The sequence below is a fragment of the Nonomuraea sp. NPDC049684 genome, from assembly GCF_044465345.1.
Lineage (GTDB): Bacteria > Actinomycetota > Actinomycetes > Streptosporangiales > Streptosporangiaceae > Nonomuraea.
Genome location: NZ_JBITLO010000002.1, coordinates 217,313 through 242,074, shown reverse-complemented (window position 1 = coordinate 242,074; position 24,762 = coordinate 217,313). Strand labels below are relative to the sequence as shown.

The window sequence follows — 24,762 nt, the reverse complement described above, 5'->3', positions numbered from 1 at the left end:
AAGGCGAGGCACCTCATGAAGATCGTCCTGCCGCTCCCCGCCATGCTGACCTCTCTGTTCGTCGTAGCCGTGGAGCACCTGCCGTTCGACGTCGACACGTTCGTGCCCTGGCGCGTCCCCGGGCCGTACCGGAAGGCGGCCCGTGACGCGCTCGACACCCCGCCGTCCCTGACCGTCACCCATGTCCCCGCCCCCTGGCGACCGGCCGGCCTCACCCTCACGGGCGACGAACGACGGCGGCTGCGCCGGGCCGGTCAACACGTGCTGGTGTCCACCACCGCGCCCCCACGCCGCCTGCCCGGCAACGCGCAGACCGCCAGAGCCGTCGCCCGCGCCCTCGCCCGCCAGTGCGACGGCCTGCTGATCGACCCGTCCACCGCCTCGGCCGTGCCCGCCTGCCCGAGGTCGCCGGGCGAGCCGGAAGACTTCCGCCTCGGCGACGACTGGCTCACCTGGGACATGCAGATGCGCGACGACGCCACCTGCCCGCCGTGGGACCCGTCCGAGACGGTCGCCTGCGACTGCCTGCGCGTCACCTCGCGCGGCCTGAGCCGCTTCGCGCTGCCGGAGATCACCCTCGACGGCGCCGCCTGCGCCCACAGCCGCTGCGCGACGGCCCTCCTCCGATCGGTGGCCCATCGCCTGGTCGCCGACCAGCTCGCCCACCTGCGGGCGCACCCCCTGGCCAGCTGCCACGAGATCGACGACCTCCTGCGGATCCAGCCGTCCGGCGCTCTGCGGGGCGTCCCGCCGTTCGGCGTGCGGCTGACCCCGTGCGACGGCGACCTCGGCGAACCGAACAGCTCGGGCGCCATCCGCCGCCTGAAGGTGGGTCCCGCCCCCGGCTCCGGCCGGCTCACCTGTCTGAAGGTGGGGCCGCCTTCCGGCTTCACCGGCTCGGTCAACGACTGGCTCCACGCCGCCGGCAGCCTCGACCTGACCTCCGCCGACCACCCCGCACGCCCGGCCCTCGCCGCCTGACCCCCGCCCCCGCGAGACGGCCAGGCCCGTGGAACAGCCGCGTGCCACCCAGCTCATGAGGGCGTCTCACGCCTCCCGGCGAACGTCGCCGGGGCGCAGGTCGCGCTCATGAGCGCCGTCTCACGCCCTCGGTGAACGTATGTCCGGGCGCCGGTCCGGCGAGAGGCAGGTGATCAGCGATGCAGGATCCGGGTGAGGGCCTGGTCGAGCGTGGACATGGGGTCGGAGGTGGGGCGAGGGGCGCGCCAGGCCACGTACCCGTCGGGCCGCACCAGGACGGCGCCGCCTTCCCGCACCCCGTACCGCTCCCGCCAGCGGCCCTCCACGTCCACCAGCTCGTCGTCCACCAGGATGCGGGTGAGCTGCACGCCCAGGCGCTCCTTGACCACGCGGCCGGCGTCCATCCAGACCTGGCCGCCGCACTTGTCGGCCAGCAGGACGAAGCCCGAGCCGAACAGGTCGATGGTCGAGATGCGCTGCCCCTCCCAGTCGAGCACGACGTGCGGGGCGCGGCTGCCGGGCCGACCGCTCGGGACACGCGGGTCCTCCAGGAGCGAGCCGTCGTCCCCGGGCTCCTCCAGAACGGCGGCGGAGTGGTACCGGTAGCCGAGCATCGCCTGCAGGAAGTCCTCCAGGGGCTCGGGGTAGTCGGAGCGCTCGTCCACGGGCATGCGCACGCTGAGGTTGGCGAGCTGGGCGTCGGCGGTCAGGGCGCCGATCGGGCGGCGTTCGGCGTCGTAGGTGTCCAGGAAGCCGGGTCCGGCCTGCCCGCTGAGCACCAGCCAGAGGCGCCAGGCGATGTCGCAGCCGTCCTGGAGGGCGGTGCTGCCGCCCTGGCCGCCGGTGGGCGGCATGGTGTGGGCGGCGTCGCCGGCGAAGAAGACGCGTCCGGCGCGGAAGGTGTCGGCCACGACGTGCGCCAGACTGAACGTCGCCGTGTCGAGCACCTGCACGTCCAGGTCCGGGATGCCGGTTCCGGCGCGGATGAGCTCGACGCAGCGTTCCTCGGTGAGGGCGTCCGCGCCGCCGTCCGGGGAGGGGGTCTGGTTGATGCCGAGCACGTGCGCGCCGACGCCCGTGCCGGTCACGATGACGCCGGTGAACGCGTCGTTGTGCAGGTACCAGACGATGACCTCGCGCTCGTTCACCAGGCCGGTCAGGTCGGCGTCGAACATGATCGAGCGCATCTGCACGAGGTCGCCCCTGCCGGAGGTGGGCACGGCCAGCAGCTCGCGCAGCGGACTCCGGTGGCCGTCGGCCGCCACCACGTAGTCGGCCCGTACGACGCTCTCCTCGCCGTCGGCGGCGCGGATCACGGCGGTGACGCCGTCGTCGTCCTGGTCGAGGGAGATCAGCTCGGTGGAGAAGCGCAGGTCGGCGCCGAGCTCGTCGGCGTAGGCGCGCAGCACCCGCTCGACCTCCGACTGGGGAGCGCCCACGCGGGGCACAGGGGTGAGATCGGCCAGGACGTCGGATTCGCCCGTCTCCTCGAAGATCATCTGCGGGTCGGGGTCGGCCAGCGTCTTGGCGATCGCGATGCGCATGGAGTCGCCGATGCCGATCCAGATGTCGGCGAACGTCTGCTCGATCCCGGGGAGCGGCCGCAGCAGTTCGACGGCTCGCGGCCCCATGCCGAACGCCTTGGGCTGGATGGACGTGCTCGGGTGCCGCTCGACCAGAATGACGGGCACCTCGCGCCACGCCAGCAGCGCGGCAGCGCTGAGGCCCGCGTACCCGCCGCCGACCACCAGCACGGGCACTCGCTCTTGTCTCATTGCCTCCACCTCCGGGCACGAGTAGTATCGCGTTCCTCGATCAAGCGACACGATATGTCGCGTCTACAAAGCCGGTCAAGACATATCGCGTTTCCAACATTCATCGGACCTCTAAGCGTCCCTGGGGAAGCGCACCGCCTTCTGCCCCGAGGCCGAGCGGACGCTGCCCGCCCCGCCCGCGAGCCACGCAGCGCCGACACCCCCGGAAGGCCGACCCGTGGCACGTCGGCCCATGGCACGTCGACCCATGGCACGTCGGCCCAAGCTCCGGCGCCACGCACCGGCGACGGGTCACCACGCCATGTGTCCGCTACGACGCTCCGCACTACGCATCCCTCACAGGGGTCGCGCCGTGTACCCGCCACAGGGCTCCTCACCGCATGCCCGTCATGGGGGGCTCCTGTCCTATGCCCGCCATGGGGCTGCGTGCCCGCTACGGAGTCTGCGCTACGCGCCCGTTACGGAGGTTGTGAGCCCTGTGCCCGCCGTGGGGCTGTGCGCCGCGTAGCCGATGCGGGGCTCTCCACCCTGTGCCCGTTATGGGACGGGTGTGCGTCACCCGCTTGCCGCGCGGCTCCTCGGTACGTGCTGCTCTGTGGCGGCTTCGCGCCATGTGTCCGCCGCCGGGGCTCCTCACCGCATGCCCGTTACGGAACGGGTGCACCATGTGCCTGTTGCGCGGCTCCTGACTACGTGTGGCTCTGTGGCGGCTTCGCGCCATGTGTCCGTCGCCGGCGCTCCTCCCCACGTGCCCGCTAAGGGATCTCTGCCCCTGTGCCACCGTGGGGGCCGCGTGCCGCATGCAAGCTGCGGTGCTCAGCACCACGCGCCCGCTACGGGACAGGTGTGCGTCACGTGCCTGCTGTGCGGCTTCTGGCCATGTGTTGCTACGAGGACGGTTCCGAGCCCTTGCCCGCTGCGGGGGCTCCTCGCCACGTGCTTGCCACGGGGTTTCCTCCCCCCTGTGCCTTGGGGGCGCGCCGCATGCCCGCTGAGGGGCTTCGCGCTACGCGCCTGTTACGGAGACTCTGAGCCTGTGCCTGCTGGGGACCTTCGCGCTACGCGCCCGTTGAGGGGGCTCTGAGCCCTGGGCTCACTGTGGGGCTGTGCGCCCGCGCTTCCCGGGGCTTCCCGCCATGCGCCCGCCACGGGATGGGGGCGGGCTACGTGCCTGTTGCGCGGCTCCTCGGCGCGTGTTGCTCTGGGACGGCTCCGCGGGACGGGGATGGGGGCGGTTGGTGGGCGGTCGGGGTCGGGGTCGAGGTGCTGGCTGGGGCGGCTTCTGGGGGGCCGGTGGGAGGTAGAGGCGCCCTGGTGGGGGTGAGGGGTGCTGCTTGCAGTTGCGGGTGTTCTGCTTGTGGGGGAGGTGGGTCAGGGGAGGTGGCGTTCGAGGCTTTGGAGTTTGGAGGTCATGCCGTCCGTCACGCCTGGGCGGAGGTCGGCCTTGAGGACCAGGCTTACTCTCGGGGCGACCTCGGAGACGGCGTCTACCGCGCGCCGGACGACGTCCATGACCTCGTCCCATTCGCCTTCGATCGTGGTGAACATCGCGTCCGTGCGGTTCGGGAGGCCGCTCTCGCGGACGACCTTGACGGCGCGGGCTACCGGTTCGGCGACCCCTTCGCCGACGCCCAGCGGGGTGATGGAGAAGGCCACGATCATGGCGACAGATCCCTCGGAGAACGGAAAGAGCCCGGACGAGACGATCGTAGCCGGGGCGAAGAGCCACGACGCGGGTGGGGCGTCGTGGCTGATCGCCGTACGTCAGAGGTCACGACGTGATGGGCACCGTGGCCGGCGTCGTACGACGGAGCCGCGGCGCGGAGGGGGCGCCGTGGCTGATCGCCGTACGTCGGAGTCGCGGCGCGGGAGGGGCGTCGTGGCCGGTCGCCGTGCGCCGGAGTGGCAACCCCGGGCGAGGCGTCGCGGCCGGTCGACGTACCTCACGTCACCTCACGTCACCTCACGTCACCTCACGTCATGTCACGTGAAGAGGTCACGTGTGGTCGTGGTCGTGGTGGTCCTCGTCGTCGTCCTCGCTCGGCCCCTCGGACGGCTCCACCCCGAGGACGGCCTCGCGCGGCTCGATCTCGGTGATGTGGTCCACGAGCTGCAGCACGTGGTCCGGCTCGATCAGCCACTGCAGCGCCGAGGCGCCGGTCTCGTCGGAGTTGACGAGGTCGGCCTGCTCGGAGCGCTCCTCGTCGCTGAGGTCGGCGTCGGGATGCCGGATCTCGGCCAGCGCCGCCGCCTGCAGCGCGTTCACGTCGAGCACCTCAACGGTCAGCTCGACCGTAAGGCGCAGGTATTTCGGTTCATCACTCATGGCGACGATGCTAGGGCAGCTTCCACTCGACAGGTGCGGCGCCTTGCTGGGTGAGCAGCTCATTGGCGCGGCTGAACGGCCGCGAGCCGAAGAAGCCGCTGCGCGCCGACAGCGGGGACGGGTGCGCCGACTCGATGCGCGGCACGCTGCCGAGCATGGGCGCGAGGTTGCGGGCGTCGCGGCCCCACAGGATGGCCACCATCGGCTTGTCGCGGGCCACGAGGGCGCGGATCGCCTGCTCGGTGACCTGCTCCCAGCCCTTGCCCCGGTGGGAGGCGGGCTTGCCCGGCATGACGGTCAGGACCCTGTTGAGCAGCAGCACGCCCTGCTCGGCCCACGGGGTCAGGTCGCCGTTGGCGGGACGGGGGAGGCCGAGGTCGGACTCCATCTCCTTGTAGATGTTGAGCAGGCTCCCGGGGATCGGCCGCACCTCGGGCGCCACCGAGAACGACAGTCCGACGGGGTGGCCGGGCGTGGGGTAGGGGTCCTGACCCACGATCAGCACCCTGACGTCGTCGAAGGGCTGGTTGAACGCGCGCAGGACGTTGGGGCCCGCGGGCAGGTACTGCCTGCCCTCGGCGATCTCGTTGCGCAGGAACTCACCCATCAAGGAGATCTGCTCGGATACGGGCTCAAGAGCCTGAGCCCATCCGGCTTCGACGACTTCATGCAAAGGACGACCGGCCATGGCCGTGAAGCTTATCTAGGTCTGGTACGGCTTGCCGCCCAAACGGACGCGCAAGCCGTACCGGAATGATCACAACGACGGCTTGCCGGGCTGGAAGAGCCAGGCGTCGAAGAGGGCGTCGAGCTGCCTGCCGGACACCCGTTCGGCCAGGGCGACGAAGGCGGCGGTGTCGGCGTTGCCGTACTTGTGGTCGTTCGCCCAGGTGCGCAGGATCGTGAAGAACGCGTTGTCGCCGACGGTCCGGCGCAGGACGTGCAAGGTCGCCGCGCCGCGGTCGTAGACGGGGTCGTGGAAGAGCGCGGCGGGGCCGCCGGGGTCGGCGGTGGGCGTCTGCCAGAACTCGTCGTCGGCGGGCCTGGCGTAGACGCCGTCGAAGGACGTCTGCACGGTACGGCTGCCGATCTTCTCCAGCCAGAGCCATTCCGCGTACGTCGCGAAGCCCTCGTTCAGCCAGATGTCCCGCCATAAGGTGGGCGTCACCGAGTCGCCGAACCACTGGTGGGCCAGCTCGTGCGCGAGCAGCGACTCGCCGGGCACCACGGGGTAGATGGGCCGGGTCTGGGTCTCCAGGGCGTAGCCGACGTTCGGCTCGTGGTCCACGATCCCGCCGGTGGAGGAGAAGGGGTACGGGCCGAAGAGCGAGCTGAAGTAGTCCAGGACGGGGGCGTGGCGGGCGGCGAAGTCCGTCGCCTTGGCGGCGAGCTTGGGGTCCACGGCGGTGATCACCCGGTAGCCGCCGGATCTGGTGTCGGTGAGCTGGAACTTGCCGATCGACACCGTGGTCAGGTAGCCGGCCATGGGCTCGCGGGCGTCCCACACGTAGGTGGTCCGGCCGCCGGACGACGTCCTGGCCACCAGGTCGCCGTTGGCCACCGCGACCCTGGTGCTGGGCACGGTGACCGAGAACCGGTAGGTCGCCTTGTCCGACAGGTGATGGTTGCCGGGGTACCAGGTCATCGCGCCCTGTGGCTCGTTGGCGTTGAAGACGCCGTCGCTGGTCCTGATCCAGCCGTCCCTGGAGCCGTCGGGGTCGAGGACGTGGGTGGGCCTGCCGTCGTACCGGACGACGACGGAGAAGCCCTGGCCGGAGGCAAGCGCGGCGGCGGGGGTGACGACCAGTTCGTCGCCGCTGCGGGTGAAGGCGGCGGGCCGGCCGTCCACGGTGACCGAGCGTACGGACAGCGAGCCGGACAGGTCGAGGTCGAAGCGGCTCAGCGCCTGGGTGGCGCGGGCCGTGACGGTGGCGACGCCGGTCAGGACGTTGGAGGAGGGCTCGTAGTCGAGGGCGAGGTCGTAGTGGCCGGCGTCGTAGCCGCCGTTCCCCTGACCGGGGAAGTACGGGTCGCCCGCCCCGGGCGCGCCCGGGGTGCCGCCGAGCGCGGCGGCGGGGGTGAGGGGGAGGGAGATGAAGGCTGCTGCGGCGAGGGCGAGAAGACGCTTCATGAACAATCATCGGAGGTCCGGAAGGACGTGTTACGGGCGCCCGCCTGCCCCCCTCGGGAGGCGGGCGCCCGCCGGGAATGGCCTACTTGACGGAACCGGCCATCATGCCCTGGACGAAGTACCGCTGGAAGGCGAAGAACAGCACCAGCGGGATGATCAGTGACAGGAACGCCCCGGAGGAGAGGATGTCGACGTTCGATCCGAACTGCCGCATCTGGGACTGCAGGGCCTTGGTCATCGGCTGGTTGTCGGTGTTGGCGAACACGAGCGCGATGAGCATGTCGTTCCACACCCACAGGAACTGGAAGATCCCCAGCGAGGCGATGGCCGGCTTGCCCAGCGGGAACACCACCTGGGCGAAGATCTTCCACTCGGGTGCGCCGTCCATCCTGGCCGCCTCAAGGAGCGAGGCCGGGATGCCGACGAAGAAGTTGCGCAGCAGGAAGATGGCGAACGGCAGGCCGAACGCTGTGTGGAACAGCACCACGCCGGGGATCGAGCCGAAGATCCCGATCCCGCCGTAGAAGGCGGCGACGGGGATCAGCGCGATCTGGATCGGCACGATCAGCAGGCCCACCACGACCAGGAACGCCGTGTCCCGGCCGCGGAAGTCCATCCACGCGAACGCGTACGCCGCCATGGCCGCGATGCCGATCACCAGGATCGTGGTCGGCACGGTGATGGCCACCGTGTTCCAGAACGACGAGGTGAAGCCGCTGGCCAGCAGGTTCTTGTAGTTGGCCAGGGTCAGCTCGGCGGGCTTGGTGAAGATCGTCCACCAGCCCTCGGCGTTGTTCACCTTCACCGTGCGCAGGGAGACGACCAGCAGGCCGAGCGTCGGCACCAGCCAGAACAGGCCGAGCACGATCATGATCACCTGGACGGCCCCGCCGCCGAGGCGGTCCACGATCCTGCTCGCCACGCCCCTGCGCGGCGCGCCCGACTCCAGTCCGTGAGAGGCGTTCACGGTCGCGGTCGTCATGTGTCTTCCCTTCTGAACCGGCGGATGTTCATGATCATGAAGGGGAGGACCAGGATGAGCAGGAACACCGCGAGTGCGCTGCCGAGCCCCTGGTTGTTCCCGCCGCCGAACGACACGCGCCACATCTCCAGCGCGACCACGTTCGACTGCGGCTGAACCGAGGCCGGCGCGATGATGTAGACCAGGTCGAAGACCTTCAGCGTATTGATGATCATCGTCACGAAGACGACGAGCAGCACCGGCGACAGCAGCGGCACGGTGATCCGCCGGAACACCTGCCACTCGGTCGCGCCGTCGATGCGGGCGGCCTCCAGGGCGTCCCGCGGGATGGCGGCGAGGCCGGCGGCGATCAGCACCATCGCGAACCCGGCCCACACCCAGACGAACGCGCCGATGATCGCCGGCGTGATGAGCGTCTGACCGAGCCAGGTCAGGCCGCCGTAGCTGGCCTGGAAGTTCGACGCCGGCAGCCGTACGACGTAGGAGCCCGCGGGCAGGCCGTCGAAGCGGAACGTGCCGTCGTCGGCGGTCGTGGCGGTACCGGCCACCTTGCCGTTCTGGACCGCCTCGACGGTGATGCCGGGCAGGCCCTTCTCCGTCGGGTCGACCGCGCCGCTCTGGCCGCCGCCGCCCTGGGTGAAGTCGAACCAGACGGTCCCGGACAGGCCGTCGCCCGAGGGGGCGCGGGCGGTCTGGGCGTTGGACGGCATGGTCTGCGGCTTGACGCCGACGATCGGGATCAGCACCGGCTTGCCCGCCTGGGCGGGCTCCTTGGTGACGACCGCGCCGTTCTGCTCGGTCACCGGAGACTGGTCGCCGCCGCGCGGCCGGGCCTCGGGGTAGCCCTTGGAGGAGGAGAACGTGTCGTGCACGGTGGTGAGCACGGCGTTGGCCAGGCCCTTGTCGGGGCTCTCCTCGTACACCAGGCGGAAGATGACGCCCGCGGCCATGAGCGAGACCGCCATGGGCATGAACACGATCAGCTTGAACGCCGTCGCCCACTTGATGCGCTCGGTCAGCACCGCGAAGATCAGGCCGATCGTGGTGACCACGATCGGCGCCACGACCACCCAGATGAGGTTGTTGCGGATGGTGACCAGCATGCCCTGGTCGCTGAAGATCGTGGCGTAGTTGCCCAGCCCCACGAACCCGCTGCCCGAGGCGTCGAACAGGCTGCGGAAGATGGAGTAGACGATGGGGTAGACCACCCAGACGCCGAGCAGCAGGGCTGCCGGCAGGAGGAAGGCGATGGCGACCGCCGGCGATGGGCCGAGGCGTCGTCTCTTACGGGGGGTTTCAGCCGGTCCTGCGGAAGGCCCGCCCGCGATCTTCGCGGGCGGGGCCGCCGGGCCGTCCAACCGTTCGGTCACGGCCTTACCTCTTTACTTCCAGGCCTTCTTGGCCTCGGCCTCGAGCGCCGCCTGGGCGCCCTTGACGTCGCTCGGGTTGCGCAGGAAGTCCTGGAGGACCTTCCACTCGCCCTTGCCGTCGGTGCCGCCGAAGGCGCTCGGGGCCAGGTCCGACATGTCGTAGCGGACGGCGTCGCCGGCGGAGACGATCGTCTGGCCGAGCTGCTTGGTCAGCTCGTCGGGGTAGTTGTCGGGGGAGACGTTCTTGTTGGGCGACAGGTAGCCGGGGAGCTTGGCCCAGATCTCGCCGCCCTCCTTGGAGGCCAGGAACTGCACCAGGGCCATCGCGCCGGGGGAGTCCTTCATGACCACGGCCACGTCGCCGCCGAGCACGACCGGGGCGGTGTCGCCGGCCTTCGGGAACGGGAAGTACTTGGCGCCCTCGCCGACCTTGGCGCCGTCCTGGGTGGCCTGGGTGGCGACGAAGTCGGCCTCGATGACCATGGCGGCCTTCTTGTTGCCGTAGACCTTGGTCACGCAGGTCGGGAAGTCGGTCTGCAGCGCGCCGGAGGCGCCGTCGAGCACGAACTCCTTCTTGCCCGCGATCTGCGCGATCTTCTCCAGGGCGGTGGCGACGCTGGGGTCGGTCCAGGGGATCTCGTGCTTGGAGAGCTTGTCGTAGTTCTCCGGGCCGGCGCTGGACAGGTAGACGTTCTCGAACAGGTCGGTCAGCGTCCAGCCGGAGGCGCCGCAGAGGGAGAAGGGCGGGGTGCCGGAGTCGGCGATGGTCTGGCCGGCCTTGATCAGCTCGTCCCAGGTCGTCGGCACCTGGACGCCGGCCTCCTCGAACGCCTCGGAGCGGTACCAGACCAGCGACTTGTGCGCCGCCTTGATGAGCACGCCGTACACCTTGCCGTCGGCGGAGCCGAGCTCCTTCCAGTACGGCGTGTAGTTGGTGTCGATCTCCTGGGTGACCTCGGCGGACAGCGGCTTGAGCGCGTCCTGCTTGGCGTACTGCTGCACCAGACCCGGCTGCGGCAGGATCGCGACGTCCGGCGGGTTCTTGCCCTGGATGCGCGGGCCGAGGTAGGCGCCGGTGTCCTCACCCGTGGAGGCGTAGGTGACGGTGGCGCCGGTCTTGTCGGAGAAGGCCTTGAGCACCTGCTCGAAGTTCTTCTGCTCCGCGCCGGTCCACTTGGCCGCGACCTCCAGCTTGACGCCTTCGAGCGTCTTGGCGCCGGCGGCGGAACTGGCCGGCGCCGACTCCGAGGCGGTGGGGGTCGTCGTCGTCGGGGCGTTGCCGCAGGCGGCGACGGCTACCGCGAGCCCTGCCAGGACTACTGCTGCACTGGCTTTACGCATGGCTTGCCTCACTGGGTTCTGATGATCTCTTCGAGTTCTGACTTCATGGAGGCCGCGACGTCGTCGGCGGACTCGTTCTCGGGGTCGGCCAGGGCCTTGGCGACCGAGCTGGCGATCACCAGGCTCACCTGGTTGTAGTTGGCGCTCACCGGCCGTGGTTTGGCGGCGAGGATGCTCTCCTTGAGCACGGGCAGGTACGGGAACCGCTTGATCAGGGCCGGGTCGTCGTACAGCTCGGTCCACACGGGCGGGAAGGAGCCCTCGGTGAGGACGCGGCGTTCGTTCTCCAGGCTGGTGAAGTAGCGGATGAACTGCTGTGCGGTCTGCTGGTGCTTGGAGTAGGCGCTGACGGCCAGGTTGATCCCGCCGAGGGAGCTGGATCCCTGGCCGTTGAGGCCGGGCAGCCGGGTCACCGCGAAGCGGTCGCCCAGTTTGGCCCTGGCCGGGCCGTAGGCGTGCGGCCAGTTGCGGGCGAAGGCCAGCTTTCCGTCCTGGAAGGCCAGCCGGGTCTCCTCCTCCTTGAAGGTCAGCGAGTCGCCGGTGATCCAGCGCTCCCGCAGCCCTTGCATCAGGAAGTCGAGCGCGATCTTCCCCTTGGCCGGATCGAGGGTCACTTCCGTGCCGTCGTGGTTGAGAATCTGCCCGCCCGCCGACTGCACTGCCTCGGAGAAGTTCACGGTCAAGCCTTCGTAGGCCAGGAGTTGGGCCGCATAGCCTCCGATGTCCCGCTTTTTCGTTACTTCTCGTGCTTTATCGCGAAGCTCCGCCCAGGTCTGCGGCGGCTTCTTGATGAGATCGGTCCGGTAGTAGAGCAGTCCCGCGTTGCTGGTGTACGGGACGGCCCAGAGCTTGCCCTTGTAGACGGCCGTGTCCACGACGGGCGGCAGGAACCTGTCGAGCGGGAACAACCCGCGCTCCAGGGGGATGATCCAGCCGTTCTCCGCGAACTCGGCGGTCCACACCACGTCGAGCCCCAGCACGTCGTAGCGGTTGCTCTGGGCCTGGAGGTTGGCCACCATCTGGGCGCGTTGCTCGTCGGCGGCCTCGGGCAGCTCCAGCAGCGTCACCTTCTCGGCCGGGTGGGCCTGGTTCCAGCGGTCCAGCAGGGGTTGCAGGTACGCCGTGGTGTCGCGTCCGGTGGCGAAGGTGATCGGGCCTGTGCCGCCCGTCCCCTTCTCGCCGCTGCCCTCGTCACCCGCCACCGTGCATCCGGCCGCCAGCACGACGACCAGAGCGAACGAAAGCGGGCGCAGCACTCTGTTTCCTCCACAATCTGCGGGGTTACATACGTGTTAGGTAGATGCATTCATGTTATGCACACCTGTAATCTGATGGTCAACGGATACCTACGTAACGCTCACGTAACACAAAGCGGGGAGGTGAGGCGTGCGGCTTCACCTGCTGGCGCTCCTGGCCAAGGAACCGGCCCACGGCTACGAGCTCAAACAGGCCCTTGAACAGACGTTCGGCAGCGCCTACCCCTCCCCGAACATCGGGCAGATATACGTGACGCTCGGCCGGCTGGAGAAGGACGGGCTCGTCAAGGCCGTCGACGTCGAACAGTCCAACCGGCCGAACAAGAAGGTCTACTACCTGACGGCCAAGGGCCGCGACCTGCTCGCCATCTGGGTCGACGAGCCCACCGAGGGGCCTCGGGTGCGCGACGAGTTCTTCATGAAGCTCGTGCTCGCGCCGCTCACCGGCATCGCCGACCGGATGGCGCTGATCAGCCGCCAGCGCCGTCACTACCTGTCGCTCATGGGCGACCTCAACGACCTGCTCTCCCGTACGGCGCCCACCGACCGGGTGGCCCTGCTGCTGATCGAAGGGGCCATGCTGCACCTTCAGGCCGATCTTGACTGGCTGGAGCGATGCCAGGAGGATCTGGCATGAGCTCGGTCCTAAAAACGGTCAATCTGGTCAAAATCTACCAAGATGGCGCAGTGCCGGTGCCGGCCGTGCGCGGGGTGGACCTCCAGGTCGAGCCGGGCGAGTTCGTCGCGGTGATGGGGCCGTCCGGCTCGGGCAAGTCCACGCTCGTGCACATGCTCGGCGGCCTCGACGCGCGCACCAGCGGCGAGATCTGGCTCGACGGGCAGCGGGTCGACACCCTCTCCGAGAGCGCCTGGGCGCTGCTGCGGCGCAAGAAGGTCGGCTTCGTCTTCCAGTTCTTCAACCTGGTCGCCAACATGACCGTCGGCGACAACGTCGAGCTGCCCGCGCTGCTGGCCGGGGCCTCGCCCAAGGTGGCGCGCGAGCGGCGCGAGAGCCTGCTCGGCGCGCTCAACCTGGCCGACCGCGCCGGGGCCTCGCCCGCCCAGCTCTCCGGCGGCGAGCAGCAGCGCGTCGCGCTGGCCAGGGCCCTGGCCAACAAGCCCAGCCTGCTGCTGGCCGACGAGCCCACCGGCAACCTCGACAGCCGCAACACCCGCGATGTGCTGCGCCTGCTCAGCGACGTGCACAAAGAGGGGCAGACGATCGTCATGGTCACCCACGACGCCCGGGTGGCGGGCCTGGCCGACCGGCTGGTGTCGCTGTTCGACGGCGAGATCGTCGACGACGGCCGCATCGCCCGCCGCCGCACCCGCACCGCCGGCGAGGTGATCGACCTCCGATGAGCACCACCCTGGCCGGAAGCCGGTGGATCAAGGCCGACCTGCGGGCCAGGAAGGGCCAGGCGGTGCTCACCGTGCTGGTCGTGGCCGGGATCGTGGCCGCCCTGATCACCGCGGCGACCCTCCTGGAGGACGGCACCAACCCGTGGCGCAGCCTGTCGGCCCAGACCGACGGCGCCCACGTCTGGGTCTACACCGACGACGACCCCGACGTCGCCCTGGGCGGCATCGACGGCGTCACCGGCACCGCCGGCCCCTACCGCTCGGCGCCCGTCACCGTGGCGCAGGAGGGCAAGAAGGAGCCCGCCTCGCTGCGCGCGATGCCCGCCTCGCCGCCCCGGGTGGCCCACCCCGTGCTGGCCGAGGGCAGGTGGCTCGACGGCTCGCAGCCCGACGGCGTGGTCGTCGAGCACTCCTTCGCCAGGTCGCTGGGCCTGGCGATCGGCTCGCCGTTCACCGTCATCGCGCTGAGCGGCGAGCGCCACACGCTGTACGTGCGCGGCATCGCCGACTCCGCCGACCAGGGCTTCTACCCCGAATGGACCCCTGGGCTGGCCTGGGTGCTGCCCGCCACGCTCGACCGCGTCGAGCCCATGCTGGGCCGCAGCGAATGGGTCACCGGGCTGCGCCTGTCCGACCCCGACGCCAGCCAGGTCGTGGCCCAGCGCGTCGTGGTGATGCTGGAGGACAAGCTCCAGCGCGTCTACACCTGGCGCGAGGTCAGGGCCGCGATGGAGCTGGACAACCGGCTGCTCGGCACGCTGCTCGCGCTGTTCGGCGTGGTGGGCATGGTCGCGGCGGCGCTCGCGCTGGCCAACGCCGCCGGCGGCCGGGTGCTCGGCCAGCTCCGCGACCTGGCCACGCTCAAGTCGATGGGCTTCACCGGCGGCCAGGTCGCCCTGCTGCTCCTGGTCGAGCACGGCGCGCTCGGCCTGCTCGGCGTCGGCATCGGCGCGCTGGCCGGCTGGGGGGCGACGGTGGTGGTGCTCGGCACGTACTCGGCCGCGCCGGTGCCGGTGCTGGCCATCGTGGCGGGCACGGCGCTGGTCGTCCTGGGGGCGGTGGGGGTGCCCGCCTGGCGGGGGGCGCGCACGCCGCCGATCCCCGCCGTGCCGGCCTCGCCGCCGCGCGGCCACCTGTCCCGGCTGGCCCGGCTCGGCCTGCTCGTACGCCTGCCGCCCGCCCTGATCCTGGGCACCCGCGACGCCTTCACCAGGCGCGTGCCGGCGTTCCTGACGGCGTTCGGCCTGGCCGTGCCGATGATGATGATCACGATCGGTCTCGGCGTCTGGTCCACCCTCGACAACTTCCTCAGCCACCCCGAACAGGTCGGCCAGCACGCCAGCCTGTACGTCCGTCCCGGCAAGCAGATGGAGTCGGCCGAGGCCCAGCGCATCGCCGAACGCGACCGCGACGTGCGCTCGGTCTACCCCGGCACCGACGTGAACGCCCTGGCCCCCGGCGAGGCCAGGTCGGTCCGGGTGCGGGCGGTCGGCAGCTCGACCGACCCCTACCCGTTCCCCGTCGTGGAGGGCAGGGGCTACGCCGAGCGCGGCGAGGCGGTCGCCGGGCAGGGGCTGCTCGACCTGCTGGGGGTCAGGATCGGCGACCGGGTGCGCCTGACCGTGGGCGGCTCGCCGCTGATCGTCCGGATCGTGGGCCGTACCGTCGAGCCCGACCTGGACGGCGAGGTGCTCTCGGTGGGCCTGGACAGCCTGGCCGCCAAGGACTCCGTGCCGCCCCAGTACTACGCGCTGGCGCTGCGGCCGGGCGCCGACAAGGCGGAGGTGCGCGCCAGGCTGCTGGCCGAGTCGGGGGAGGGCCTCGACGTGCAGGCCGCGGTCAACCCGGCCGACCGGCTGTCGATCATCAGAGTGGTGATCGTGGCGCTGATCGCCGTGCTGGCCCTGATCGGCCTGGCCAACCTGCTCACCGCGAGCGCGATCGGCCTGCGCGACCACGCCTTCGACCTGGCCGTGCTCAAGGCCATGGGGCTGACGCCACGTCAGGTCATGGCCACGCTGGTGACCGGCACCGGCCTGCTGGTCGTGCTCGGCGTCGGCGCCGGCACGGCGGTGGGGGCGTCCGTGGTGGTAGGGCTGATCGACCTGCAGGGTCACACGAGCGGCGTGGGCGCGGGCATCGGCCGCGCGCCCTCGCCGGTGACGCTGGCGGTGGCCGTGCTGACGGCAGTGGGCACGGCCCTCGCGGTGGCGCTCATTCCCGCCCGCCGCGCGGCCCGTGCCCAGGTGCCCGTCACGTCACGCTGATCTGCCCGGGGGCTGTGCTCAGTCCCCGGCCTTCAGCGCGAACCAGTAGAAGCCGTGGCCCGGCAGGGTCAGCAGGTAGGGCAGCTCACCGATCTTCGGGAAGCGCACCCCGCCGCGGGCCTCGACCGGCACCATGCCCTCGAACCTGCGCAGGTCCAGCTCGACCGGCTGCGGGAACTTCGACAGGTTGTTGACGCAGAGCATCACGTCGTCGCGGTCCTCGCGCACGTACGTGAGCACGCACGGGTTGGAGGACCACATTTCGGTGTAGGCGCCGAGGCCGAACACCGGGTGGTTCTTGCGGATCTCCAGCATGCTGCGGGTGAAGTGCAGCAGGGAGCCCGCGTGGCGCTGCTGGGCCTCGACGTTGACCGCCTGGAAGCCGTAGATCGGGTCCATGACGGCCGGCAGGTAGAGGCGGCCCGGGTCGGCCGAGGAGAACCCGGCGTTGCGGTCGGGGCTCCACTGCATCGGCGTGCGGACCGAGTCGCGGTCCTCCAGCCAGATGTTGTCGCCCATGCCGATCTCGTCGCCGTAGTACATGACCGGCGAGCCCGGCAGCGACAACAGCAGCGCCGTGAACAGCTCGATCAGGTCCCGGTTGTTGTCCAGCAGGGGCGCCAGCCGACGCCGGATGCCGAGGTAGGCCCGCATGCGCGGGTCCTTGGCGTACTCCTTGTGCATGTAGTCGCGCTCTTCCTCGGTCACCGTCTCGAGCGTGAGCTCGTCGTGGTTGCGCAGGAAGATGCCCCACTGTGCCGTGTCGGGCAGCTTGGGGGTGCGGGACATGATCTCGGAGATCGGCTCGCGGGTCTCCTTCTTCACCGCCATGTAGATGCGCGGCATCAGCGGGAAGTGGAAGGCCATGTGGCACTCGTCGCCGCCGGTGGTGGGGTCGCCGAAGTACTCCACGACGTCCTCGGGCCAGCCGTTGGCCTCGGCCAGCAGCACCCGGTCGGGGTAGAGCCGGTCGACCTCGGAGCGGATCTTCTTCAGGTACGCGTGCGTCTCGGGCAGCCCGGAGCACGCCGTGCCCTCACGCTCGAACAGGTACGGCACCGCGTCGAGGCGGAAGCCGTCGATCCCCAGGTCGAGCCAGAACCGCAGCACCTCCAGCATGGCCTCCTGCACCGCCGGGTTGTCATAGTTCAGGTCCGGCTGGTGGTGGAAGAAACGGTGCCAGTAGTACTGCTTGCGCACGGGGTCGTACGTCCAGTTGGACTCCTCGGCGCCGATGAAGATGATCGGCGCGTCCGGGTAGCCGGTGGGCTCGTCGGACCAGACGTAGAAGTCCCCGTAGGGCCCCTCCGGATCGTGCCTGGAGGCCTGGAACCACGGGTGCCTGTCGCTGGTGTGGTTCATGACCAGGTCGGTGATGATCCGCAGGCCCCGCTCGTGCGCGGCCTCGATCAACTGGACGAAGTCCCCCAGGTCACCAAAATCCGGAAGGATCTTCATATAGTCCGAAATGTCATAACCGCCATCGCGCAGCGGAGACTCGTACAGCGGCAGCAGCCAGAGGCAGTCGACGCCGAGCCATTCCAGGTACCCGAGCTTCTCGATGAGACCGCGCAGGTCGCCCGTGCCGTCACCGTTGGAGTCCTTGAACCCCCGGACGAGAACCTCGTAGAACACCGCCCGCTTGTACCATCGCGGATCTTCCGAGACGAAAGCCTCAGAGATCGACTCAGGTGATGGGGATGCGTTGATCATGATGTCGCTCACAGGAAGAGATGTGGGCAGGACGAAGTCACCGGTTACCCCGGCGTTCATAGCTGGTGACCGCGCCGCGTGGAGTCGTCATCCCTGCGAACTCCATGCCCTCGAACGAGACCGGATTTGTGATCTGGTGCCCGTTTGTTGCGGCGCTTACGGGCCGAACACTACCAGCCCGGTGGCTTTCCGGAACCCGCTTCTGCTGTGCGACGTGTAATACCCGCGAGATCCGTATGTAATCGCCCTGTTACCCAGAGTTCACTAAAAAGGTGCGGTGACGTCCGGGAGGTCGTTCTCGAAGTCGTTCAGCCAGAGTCCGAAAAGCACCAGCCCGCGCACCCAGAAGCGGTCGTTCCAGCCGTTGAACCGGGTCAGCGCGTCCGGCCCGCCGGCGATCACCTCGTGCAGCTCGTCGGAGAGCATCGCGGGCACGCGCCGGGCCACGACTTCCAGCATGGCGTGGGACCAGGCCCGCGCCGGCGCGGCCGTGGAGCGCAGGGGCACCCGCTGGAGCGGCTGCTTGACCACGTTCGTGGAGGGCAGCGCGGCCACCCTCGGGTTGGCCGCGTGCAGCACCTCGCGGTAGAAGCGGCCCTTGTCCTTGCGCGCGACGCCGACGCTGAGCGCGGCGTCGAAGAAGGCGGGATGGATGAACGGCGCCGCGAACGACGCCTCCGGCCCCACCAGGTTGACCGCCGAACGCGCGATGCCGCGCACGGTCCTGGTGTGCAGCACCGACAGCGGCAGCTCGGCCCGGTGGCCGTGCAGCATCGAGGTGGCCGCCGCGAACTGCTCGCGCACGGTCTCCTCCATCCACTGCGCGGCCGCCTTGGACAGGAACGGCTGCGCGGGCGCGCCCAGCGACAGCGAGCCCAGCAGCGCCGCCGACCGCTCGGCCTGCGTCCTGGCCTCCAGCGCGGCGCCGCTGACCATGAAGTTCTTCAGCAGCGGGCCGCCGGCCAGGCCGTCGACCAGGATGCGGCCCGAGCCGTGCACCTCCTTGGCGAACGGCGCGTACCAGGCGTGGTGCGGCGTCAGGTACTCCAGCCGGCGGGCCACCTCGGCGGCGTCGGCGGGGTAGGCGGCGGCGTCCTGGGTGACGACCCGGTGCGGGATGCCCAGCTCGCGGGTGATCGCCCTGGCGAAGGCGATGTCGGTGTCGGTGCCGTCGTCGGGGCTGGTGGTCCACGACTCGACGTCGGCGCCGCGGGCCATGGCCACACTGGCCAGCAGGCGCGAGTCGTAGCCGCCGCTGACCGGCACGAGCAGCCTGCGGCCGTCGTAGTCCTCGTAGACGTGGTGCAGCAGCTCCACGATCTCCTCGGGGCTGGTCCACGCCTCGTACGGCTCGGTGCGCAGCCAGCGCGGCAACCGGCGCTCGGTGGCCAGGCGGCCGTGCTCGAACACCAGCGCGCTCGACCCCGGCAGCCGCCTGACCTCCCGGTACGGGGTCGCCTCGCCCAGCGGGAACGTCACCTGGATGATCGAGGCCCAGGCGGCCCAGTCGATCTCGATCGGCACCAGGCTGAGCAGCGGCTGGATCAGCGAGGAGAAGTAGACAGCCTCGCCCTGGCGCACGTAGTAGACGTCGACCAGGCCGAGCGCGCCCGCGTGCAGCGTCACCCGCGCGGCGTCGCCGATCAGTCCGGGCGTCTCGTACGTCTCCGCGACCGTGATCCAGTCCTCGGCGGCGGCGGGCTTGCGCTCACCCCACGAGAACGCGAACGCGCCGCCGGCCCGGTGGTACGGCGGCAGCGGCGCGGAGCTGAACAGCGCGGCCTCGTCCGTCTGGAGCGCGGGCCGCACCTTGGGGCCCGCGGCGGTGAGTTTGCCCAGTATGGAGGTGTCGATCCGGCCGAGAGCGCCGCATACGTAGGGTCGCACGTTGAACTGCACCGGATCTCATCCCTTCGAGACGCTTCCTGCAAAAGAGTATCCTTTGCCGGGCTGAGAGAGCGGAGGTCCGGTTGTCTACCGAGCTGGAAAGCACGCGTCGGGCGTTGCGGGAAGCTGTCGCGCAGGCCGAGCGCGCGGCCGAACTGGCCAGGCTGCTGGACGCCGCGCAGTCCAGGCTGGCGGCCGCCGAGGAGAGCGCCGAGGAGGCCAGGAAGCTGGCCGAGCAGCTGAGCGAGACCGAGGAGCGGCTGGAGGCCGAGCGGGCCGCGGCCGACAGGCTGCGCAAGGAGCTGGCCGAGCAGCGCTTCCAGGCCGAGGTGGCCAACTGGAAGCTGTCCTCGATCAAGGTCGCCCGCTGGAACCGGCTCGGCGACGCCATCAAGAGCGGCAAGAACAACCCGATGCGCCTGGCCAAGGGGCTCAGGGGCGCGGCCAAGCCGGTCAAGCGGCCCAGCGCGCCCAAGCGCCGGCCGGTGGCCGTCCAGGGGGCCAGGGAGGCGCGTCCGGGGGCGTCGTTCCAGGCCACCAGCACCACCAGGACGCTGGGCGGGGCCTCGTTCAAGCTCAAGCCGTACCGGATCCCCACCGGGCCCAACACCCGCCCGCACCTGACCGCCGCCGTCGTCGCCGATCCGCACGTCGAGGCGCTGCTGCGCTACGAGTGGCGTCAGACGACCGGGTTCACGCCGCGCGACTTCGCCCGCGTGCTGCCGCTGGAGGTGCCCCACCTGCTCGTGGTGGAGTCCGTCACGCAGGGGCCGTGGCTGGAGGAGCTGACCGGCGAGCCGGGCGAGGGGCTCAGGGCGCTGCTGGCCTGGTGCGCCGAGCGCGGCATCCGTACCGTCTTCTGGCACACCCAGGGCGACGTGGCCGACTACGCCGCCGCGGCCGAGCTGTTCGAGCACCGCTTCACCACCGACATGACGGTCCCGTGGCCGCGCCTGCACTTCGGCGTGCAGCCCCGGGTGCACAATCCGCTGCCGCTGGCCGGCGGGCGGGTCGACCGGGTGCTCACGCTCGACCAGCTCCTGCCGCCGCACCTGGCCTATCCCGACGTGCTCACCTCCTACCGCTGGCCGGCCGCGGCCGACTGCCCGCCGGGCACGCCGCAGTGGCGGCTGGCCGAGATCGCCGCCTGCGGCACGCCGATCGGCACCGAGCCGGACTCGCGGCGCGCGCACGTGGCGCTGCGCCGGGCCTACGGCACGGGGACGATGACCGAGCGCGTGGACGAGCTGCTGGAGGCCATCGGCCTGCCCAGCGCCCGCGCCACCCTCGACACCTCCGTGCTGCTGCCGATCCTCGACCCGTCGCTCATGGAGCACGCGCTGGCCCAGGTGGCCAGGCAGTCCGGCGTGGCCCAGGTGATCGTCATCGGCCCGCCCGAGGCCGAGCTGCGCGCCCGCGACGTGCTGACCGACGCCGAGGTGCTGTACCGGCGTCCCCACCCGGCCATGAGCGAGGGCGCGATGCTGGCCAAGGGCCTCGACCTGTGCGAGGCCGACCTCGTCGCGGTCATGGACCCGCGCGACGTCTACGGCCCGCACTACCTGTCCGACCTGCGGCGGGCCTTCCTGTTCAGCACGGCCGACATCGTCGGCAAGGCCGCCTTCTACGCCCACCTGCGCAAGCCCCAGGCGACCCTGCTCAAGCAGCCCGAGGCCGAGTACGCCTACCTCCCCGAGATCGCCGGGGCCACCCTGCTCGCCCGCAGGAACGCCCTGCGCGAGGTGGGCTTCGCCGACCTCACCGAGGGCTGGGACGAGGTCATGATGCGCCAGTGCCGCACCGACGGCGTCAAGGTCTTCTCCGCCGACCGGTTCGGCTACGTGCGGGTGCGCGACGAGGACCGCTGGCTGCTCGGCGCGGCGCACCTGGTCGAGTACGGCTCGGCGGAGCCGCACGCGCTGATCTGACGCCTACGCTGAGCCGATGACCGACCTGCTCGCCCAGTCGCTGGCGGAGGTGCTGGGCGAGCCGCCGGCGCCCGAGGGCACGTGGGAGCGGGAGGCCGTCTACGTGTCGGCCGCCGCGCTGCGCCGCCGCGTCCCGCCGGAAGAGCTGGCCGCGCGGGTGCGGGCGGTGGACGGCGTGGCCGAGGCGCACGCGCGGCCGAACGGCTTCCTGCGCATCGTCGTGGACGCGCCGGGACGCCTGGTCGAGTCCCTGGACCCGCCCGTCCTGCCCGACCCCGGCTGGCCCGACTTCCCGCGCACGTGGGACAACCCGGGCTTCGTCGTCCGGTACGCCCACGCCCGCGCCTGCGCGGTGCGGCGGTGGGCCGGGGAGCTGGGGGTGCCGCACAGCGGTTTCCGGCCCGAGCTGCTCGACGGCCCCCACGACCGCCGGGTGCTGCGGGTGCTGGCCGAGCTGCCCGGACGCGCCGTCAGCCGCGACCCCGGCTGGGACGCCTTCTCGGTCCGGCTGGCGCTGGCCTACCACGACGCCCACGAGCACGCCCCCGCCGTCCCGATGGGGGACGAGCCGGTCCGGCCGGTGCACACGGCGCGGTTGCGGCTGGCGGAGGCCGTCCGGGGGGTACTGGTTGGGCCGGAAAGATTGTGATGGATCGTAAAATATCCGGCTAAAGCGCGAAATATCGTGAAAATTTTGCTTGTGGACCTTGATCGCGTCTCGATACGTGGGCAGCGGTCCTGGAAGGGGCGGCGGTTCCGATAGCCTCGATCGGGTGAGCTTCGTCCATCCAGCCGGGGACCGGCACGCCGAGATGCTGCCCCACGAGCGCCCCCCGATGGCGCCCGCCGACCTCAACCGGATCGACCCCGCGATCTGGCCCCGAACGTCGACCCGGACCGACGGCACGCTCACGGTCGGCGGCGTCGACGTGCGCGACCTGGCCCGCGAGTTCGGCACGCCGCTCTACGTCCTCGACGAGGCCGACGTGCGCTCACGCATGCGCGACTACGCCACGGCCTTCCAGGGCTCCGAGGTCCACTACGCGGGCAAGGCGTTCCTGTGCAAGGAGATCGTGCGCTGGCTGGCCGACGAGGGCCTCGGGCTCGACGTCGCCAGCGGCGGCGAGCTGGCGGTGGCGCTCAGCGTCGGCTTCCCGCCCGAGCGCATCACCCTCCACGGCAACAACAAGTCCAAGGCCGAGCTGACCCGCGCCCTGGAGTGCGGCGTCGGGCACATCGTGGTCGACTCCTACGAGGAGATCGCCCGCCTGGGCTACCTCGCCGAGCAGCTCGGCAAGCGGCCCAAGGTGATGATCCGGGTGACCACCGGGGTCGAGGCCCACACCCACGAGTTCATCGCCACGGCCCACGACGACCAGAAGTTCGGCCTGTCGCTCAACACCGGCGCCGCCGCCGAGGCCGTGCGCCGCATCCTCGCGCTGCCGCAGCTCGACCTGGTCGGCCTCCACTCCCACATCGGGTCGCAGATCGTCGACACCGCCGGGTTCGAGGTGGCCGCGCGGCGGCTGGCCACGCTGCTGGTGCAGATCAAGGACGAGCACGACGTCGTCCTGCCCGAGCTCGACCTCGGCGGCGGCTACGGCATCGCCTACGTCGAGGGCGACGCGGCCCCCGACATCAAGGAGCTGGCCGACGGCCTGCGCGAGATCGTCACCAAGGTCTGCGCCGACGCCGGCCTGCCGGTGCCGCGCCTGACCGTCGAGCCGGGCCGCACCATCGTCGGTCCGGGCGGCATCACCCTCTACGAGGTCGGCACGGTCAAAGACGTCGAGGGCCTGCGCACGTACGTCAGCGTCGACGGCGGCATGAGCGACAACGTGCGCACCGCCCTCTACGGCGCCGAGTACACCGCCACCCTCGCCAGCCGGTCCAGCGACGCCGCGCCCATGCTCAGCCGCCTGGTCGGCAAGCACTGCGAGAGCGGCGACATCCTCGTGCGCGACTTCCACCTGCCGGCCGACCTGGCGCCCGGCGACCTGGTCGCGGTGGCCGCGACCGGCGCCTACTGCCGTTCGCTGGCCAGCAACTACAACTACCTGCCCAGGCCCGCCGTGGTCGCCGTCGCCGACGGCGCGGCCCGGGTGATCGTGGCGGGCGAGACCGAGGACGACCTGTTGAGGGGGCAGCTGTGAAACCGCTGAAAGTGGCTCTGCTGGGCTGCGGCGTCGTCGGCTCGCAGGTCATCAGGCTCCTGCACGAGCAGGCCGACGACCTGGCCGCGCGCATCGGCGCCCCGCTGGAGCTGGCCGGCGTGGCCGTGCGCAGGCTCGGGCGCAAGCGCGACATCGAGGTCGACCCGGCGCTGCTGACCACCGACGCCGAGTCCCTGGTCACCCGCGACGACATCGACATCGTCGTCGAGGTGATCGGCGGCATCGAGCCGGCCCGCACGCTCATCGTGGCCGCTCTCGAACGCGGCAAGTCGGTCGTCACCGCCAACAAGGCCCTGCTGGCCGAGGACGGCTCGGCCCTGCACGAGGCGGCCCGCCGGGGCGGCGGCGACCTCTACTTCGAGGCCAGCGTGGCCGGCGCGATCCCGCTGCTGCGCCCGCTGCGCGAGTCGCTGGCCGGCGACCACGTCAAGCGCGTGCTCGGCATCGTCAACGGCACCACCAACTACATCCTCGACAAGATGGACAGCACGGGCGCGTCCTTCACCGACGCCCTGGAGGAGGCCCAGACGCTCGGCTACGCCGAGGCCGACCCGACGGCCGACGTCGAGGGCTTCGACGCCGCCGCCAAGGCCGCCATCCTGGCCGGTCTGGCCTTCCACAGCCGCGTCACCGCCGACAAGGTGCACCGCGAGGGCATCACCGAGATCACCGCGACCGACGTCGCCTCCGCCAAGGCCATGGGCTACGTCATCAAGCTGCTGGCCATCTGCCAGCGCTCCGACGACGGCCGTTCGTTCGGCGTGCGGGTGCACCCGGCGATGATCCCGCGCACCCACCCGCTGGCGGGGGTGCGCGAGGCGTACAACGCGGTCTTCGTGGAGGCCGAGTCGGCCGGGCAGCTCATGTTCTACGGCAAGGGCGCCGGCGGCGCGCCGACGGCCTCGGCCGTGCTCGGCGACCTCGTGGCGGTCGGCCGCAACCGGCTGGCCGGCACCCACGGGCCCGAGGAGTCCACCTACGCCGACCTGGCCGTCCACCCGATGGGCGACACGGTCACGCGCTGCCACGTGGCGCTCGACGTGGCCGACAAGCCGGGCGTGCTGGCGCGGGTGGCCGACCTGTTCGCCAAGCACGACGTGTCCATCCAGACCGTCCGCCAGGAGGGGCACGGCGACGACGCGCAGCTCGTCATCGTCAGCCACCGCGCCACCGACGCGGCCCTCACGGCGACCATGGAGGGGCTGCGCGAGCTCGACATCGTCCGCGCGGTCGCCGGCGTGATGCGCGTGGAGGGCGACGACTGACGCC

The 24,762-nt window shown here is 70.9% G+C and carries 19 protein-coding genes; 8 read left to right on the top strand and 11 right to left on the bottom strand.

From position 1 onward, the window contains the following. Positions 1 to 15 precede the first annotated feature (15 nt). The gene (locus ACIBST_RS06885) at positions 16 to 981 is read left to right on the top strand and encodes a hypothetical protein (RefSeq protein WP_397169732.1); all 966 of its coding nucleotides are present in this window, start codon (positions 16 to 18) and stop codon (positions 979 to 981) included. Between the two features lie 173 nt (positions 982 to 1,154). Here the strand turns inward: ACIBST_RS06885 and ACIBST_RS06880 are convergent, their stop codons facing one another. The 9 genes from ACIBST_RS06880 to ACIBST_RS06840 all read right to left on the bottom strand — a co-directional run bounded on the left by ACIBST_RS06880 (position 1,155) and on the right by ACIBST_RS06840 (position 12,162). Then, on the bottom strand, positions 1,155 to 2,756 hold the full coding sequence (locus tag ACIBST_RS06880) for an FAD-dependent monooxygenase (protein WP_397169730.1): 1,602 nt from the start codon (positions 2,754 to 2,756) through the stop codon (positions 1,155 to 1,157). A gap of 1,371 nt (positions 2,757 to 4,127) precedes the next feature. Then, positions 4,128 to 4,418: an MTH1187 family thiamine-binding protein gene (locus ACIBST_RS06875; protein ID WP_397169729.1), complete on the bottom strand. Its 291-nt coding sequence runs from the start codon at positions 4,416 to 4,418 to the stop codon at positions 4,128 to 4,130. Between the two features lie 334 nt (positions 4,419 to 4,752). Next, entirely contained in the window at positions 4,753 to 5,082 is a 330-nt protein-coding gene (locus tag ACIBST_RS06870) for a hypothetical protein (protein WP_397169727.1), read from the bottom strand. 10 nt (positions 5,083 to 5,092) lie between these two features. Then, positions 5,093 to 5,770, bottom strand: coding sequence for a uracil-DNA glycosylase (locus ACIBST_RS06865; protein ID WP_352320349.1), 678 nt, complete (start codon positions 5,768 to 5,770; stop codon positions 5,093 to 5,095). Positions 5,771 to 5,839: 69 nt separating this feature from the next. Next, positions 5,840 to 7,213 carry a M1 family metallopeptidase gene (locus tag ACIBST_RS06860; protein WP_397169725.1) on the bottom strand — a complete coding sequence of 458 codons (1,374 nt, stop codon included), beginning with the start codon at positions 7,211 to 7,213 and terminating at the stop codon, positions 5,840 to 5,842. A gap of 82 nt (positions 7,214 to 7,295) precedes the next feature. After that, positions 7,296 to 8,195 carry a carbohydrate ABC transporter permease gene (locus tag ACIBST_RS06855; protein WP_397169723.1) on the bottom strand — a complete coding sequence of 300 codons (900 nt, stop codon included), beginning with the start codon at positions 8,193 to 8,195 and terminating at the stop codon, positions 7,296 to 7,298. Beyond that, positions 8,192 to 9,565, bottom strand: coding sequence for an ABC transporter permease subunit (locus ACIBST_RS06850; RefSeq protein ID WP_397169721.1), 1,374 nt, complete (start codon positions 9,563 to 9,565; stop codon positions 8,192 to 8,194). The genes ACIBST_RS06855 and ACIBST_RS06850 overlap by 4 nt, the downstream gene beginning before the upstream one ends. Before the next feature lie 12 nt (positions 9,566 to 9,577). Continuing rightward, positions 9,578 to 10,906, bottom strand: coding sequence for an ABC transporter substrate-binding protein (locus ACIBST_RS06845; RefSeq protein ID WP_397169719.1), 1,329 nt, complete (start codon positions 10,904 to 10,906; stop codon positions 9,578 to 9,580). 8 nt (positions 10,907 to 10,914) lie between these two features. Further along, on the bottom strand, positions 10,915 to 12,162 hold the full coding sequence (locus ACIBST_RS06840; protein WP_397169718.1) for an ABC transporter substrate-binding protein: 1,248 nt from the start codon (positions 12,160 to 12,162) through the stop codon (positions 10,915 to 10,917). Positions 12,163 to 12,292: 130 nt separating this feature from the next. On the opposite strand from ACIBST_RS06840, the gene ACIBST_RS06835 reads away from it, so the two are divergent. From ACIBST_RS06835 to ACIBST_RS06825, 3 genes are read left to right on the top strand one after another with little or no spacing between them, the layout of a single operon-like run. Then, complete coding sequence (locus ACIBST_RS06835; RefSeq protein WP_397169716.1) at positions 12,293 to 12,799, top strand: PadR family transcriptional regulator; 507 nt, start codon at positions 12,293 to 12,295, stop codon at positions 12,797 to 12,799. After that, positions 12,796 to 13,524, top strand: coding sequence for an ABC transporter ATP-binding protein (locus ACIBST_RS06830; RefSeq protein ID WP_352349946.1), 729 nt, complete (start codon positions 12,796 to 12,798; stop codon positions 13,522 to 13,524). Before ACIBST_RS06835 ends, ACIBST_RS06830 begins: the two co-directional genes overlap by 4 nt. Continuing rightward, entirely contained in the window at positions 13,521 to 15,791 is a 2,271-nt protein-coding gene (locus ACIBST_RS06825; protein ID WP_397169714.1) for an FtsX-like permease family protein, read from the top strand. The genes ACIBST_RS06830 and ACIBST_RS06825 overlap by 4 nt, the downstream gene beginning before the upstream one ends. 18 nt (positions 15,792 to 15,809) lie before the next feature. On the opposite strand, the gene treS is transcribed toward ACIBST_RS06825, so the two are convergent. Beyond that, on the bottom strand, positions 15,810 to 17,504 hold the full coding sequence (gene treS / locus ACIBST_RS06820) for a maltose alpha-D-glucosyltransferase (protein WP_352349950.1): 1,695 nt from the start codon (positions 17,502 to 17,504) through the stop codon (positions 15,810 to 15,812). A gap of 264 nt (positions 17,505 to 17,768) precedes the next feature. Beyond that, positions 17,769 to 19,391: an asparagine synthetase B family protein gene (locus ACIBST_RS06815; RefSeq protein ID WP_397169712.1), complete on the bottom strand. Its 1,623-nt coding sequence runs from the start codon at positions 19,389 to 19,391 to the stop codon at positions 17,769 to 17,771. Between the two features lie 116 nt (positions 19,392 to 19,507). On the opposite strand from ACIBST_RS06815, the gene ACIBST_RS06810 reads away from it, so the two are divergent. The 4 genes from ACIBST_RS06810 (at position 19,508) to ACIBST_RS06795 (ending at position 24,758) form a co-directional block, all read left to right on the top strand. Further along, a complete protein-coding gene (locus tag ACIBST_RS06810; RefSeq protein WP_397169710.1) occupies positions 19,508 to 21,319 on the top strand; it encodes a hypothetical protein in 1,812 nt (603 codons plus the stop codon). A 16-nt stretch (positions 21,320 to 21,335) separates the two neighbouring features. Then, positions 21,336 to 21,968, top strand: coding sequence for an anticodon-binding protein (locus ACIBST_RS06805; RefSeq protein ID WP_397169708.1), 633 nt, complete (start codon positions 21,336 to 21,338; stop codon positions 21,966 to 21,968). A 163-nt stretch (positions 21,969 to 22,131) separates the two neighbouring features. Then, positions 22,132 to 23,472, top strand: coding sequence for a diaminopimelate decarboxylase (gene lysA, locus ACIBST_RS06800; protein ID WP_397170704.1), 1,341 nt, complete (start codon positions 22,132 to 22,134; stop codon positions 23,470 to 23,472). Continuing rightward, positions 23,469 to 24,758, top strand: a complete 1,290-nt coding sequence (locus ACIBST_RS06795) for a homoserine dehydrogenase (protein ID WP_352320372.1) — start codon at positions 23,469 to 23,471, stop codon at positions 24,756 to 24,758. The genes lysA and ACIBST_RS06795 overlap by 4 nt, the downstream gene beginning before the upstream one ends. The last annotated feature ends 4 nt before the right edge of the window (positions 24,759 to 24,762 follow it).

Bases quoted from the DNA above. Each gene is read 5' to 3' on its own strand.
- lysA (WP_397170704.1), top strand. From the start codon at position 22,132: ATGCTGCCCCACGAGCGCCCCCCGATGGCGCCCGCCGACCTCAACCGG.
- ACIBST_RS06885 (WP_397169732.1), top strand. From the start codon at position 16: ATGAAGATCGTCCTGCCGCTCCCCGCCATGCTGACCTCTCTGTTCGTC.
- ACIBST_RS06855 (WP_397169723.1), bottom strand. From the start codon at position 8,195: ATGACGACCGCGACCGTGAACGCCTCTCACGGACTGGAGTCGGGCGCG.
- ACIBST_RS06870 (WP_397169727.1), bottom strand. From the start codon at position 5,082: ATGAGTGATGAACCGAAATACCTGCGCCTTACGGTCGAGCTGACCGTT.
- ACIBST_RS06825 (WP_397169714.1), top strand. From the start codon at position 13,521: ATGAGCACCACCCTGGCCGGAAGCCGGTGGATCAAGGCCGACCTGCGG.
- ACIBST_RS06880 (WP_397169730.1), bottom strand. From the start codon at position 2,756: ATGAGACAAGAGCGAGTGCCCGTGCTGGTGGTCGGCGGCGGGTACGCG.
- ACIBST_RS06845 (WP_397169719.1), bottom strand. From the start codon at position 10,906: ATGCGTAAAGCCAGTGCAGCAGTAGTCCTGGCAGGGCTCGCGGTAGCC.
- ACIBST_RS06865 (WP_352320349.1), bottom strand. From the start codon at position 5,770: ATGGCCGGTCGTCCTTTGCATGAAGTCGTCGAAGCCGGATGGGCTCAG.
- ACIBST_RS06875 (WP_397169729.1), bottom strand. From the start codon at position 4,418: ATGATCGTGGCCTTCTCCATCACCCCGCTGGGCGTCGGCGAAGGGGTC.
- ACIBST_RS06860 (WP_397169725.1), bottom strand. From the start codon at position 7,213: ATGAAGCGTCTTCTCGCCCTCGCCGCAGCAGCCTTCATCTCCCTCCCC.
- treS (WP_352349950.1), bottom strand. From the start codon at position 17,504: ATGATCAACGCATCCCCATCACCTGAGTCGATCTCTGAGGCTTTCGTC.
- ACIBST_RS06830 (WP_352349946.1), top strand. From the start codon at position 12,796: ATGAGCTCGGTCCTAAAAACGGTCAATCTGGTCAAAATCTACCAAGAT.
- ACIBST_RS06805 (WP_397169708.1), top strand. From the start codon at position 21,336: ATGACCGACCTGCTCGCCCAGTCGCTGGCGGAGGTGCTGGGCGAGCCG.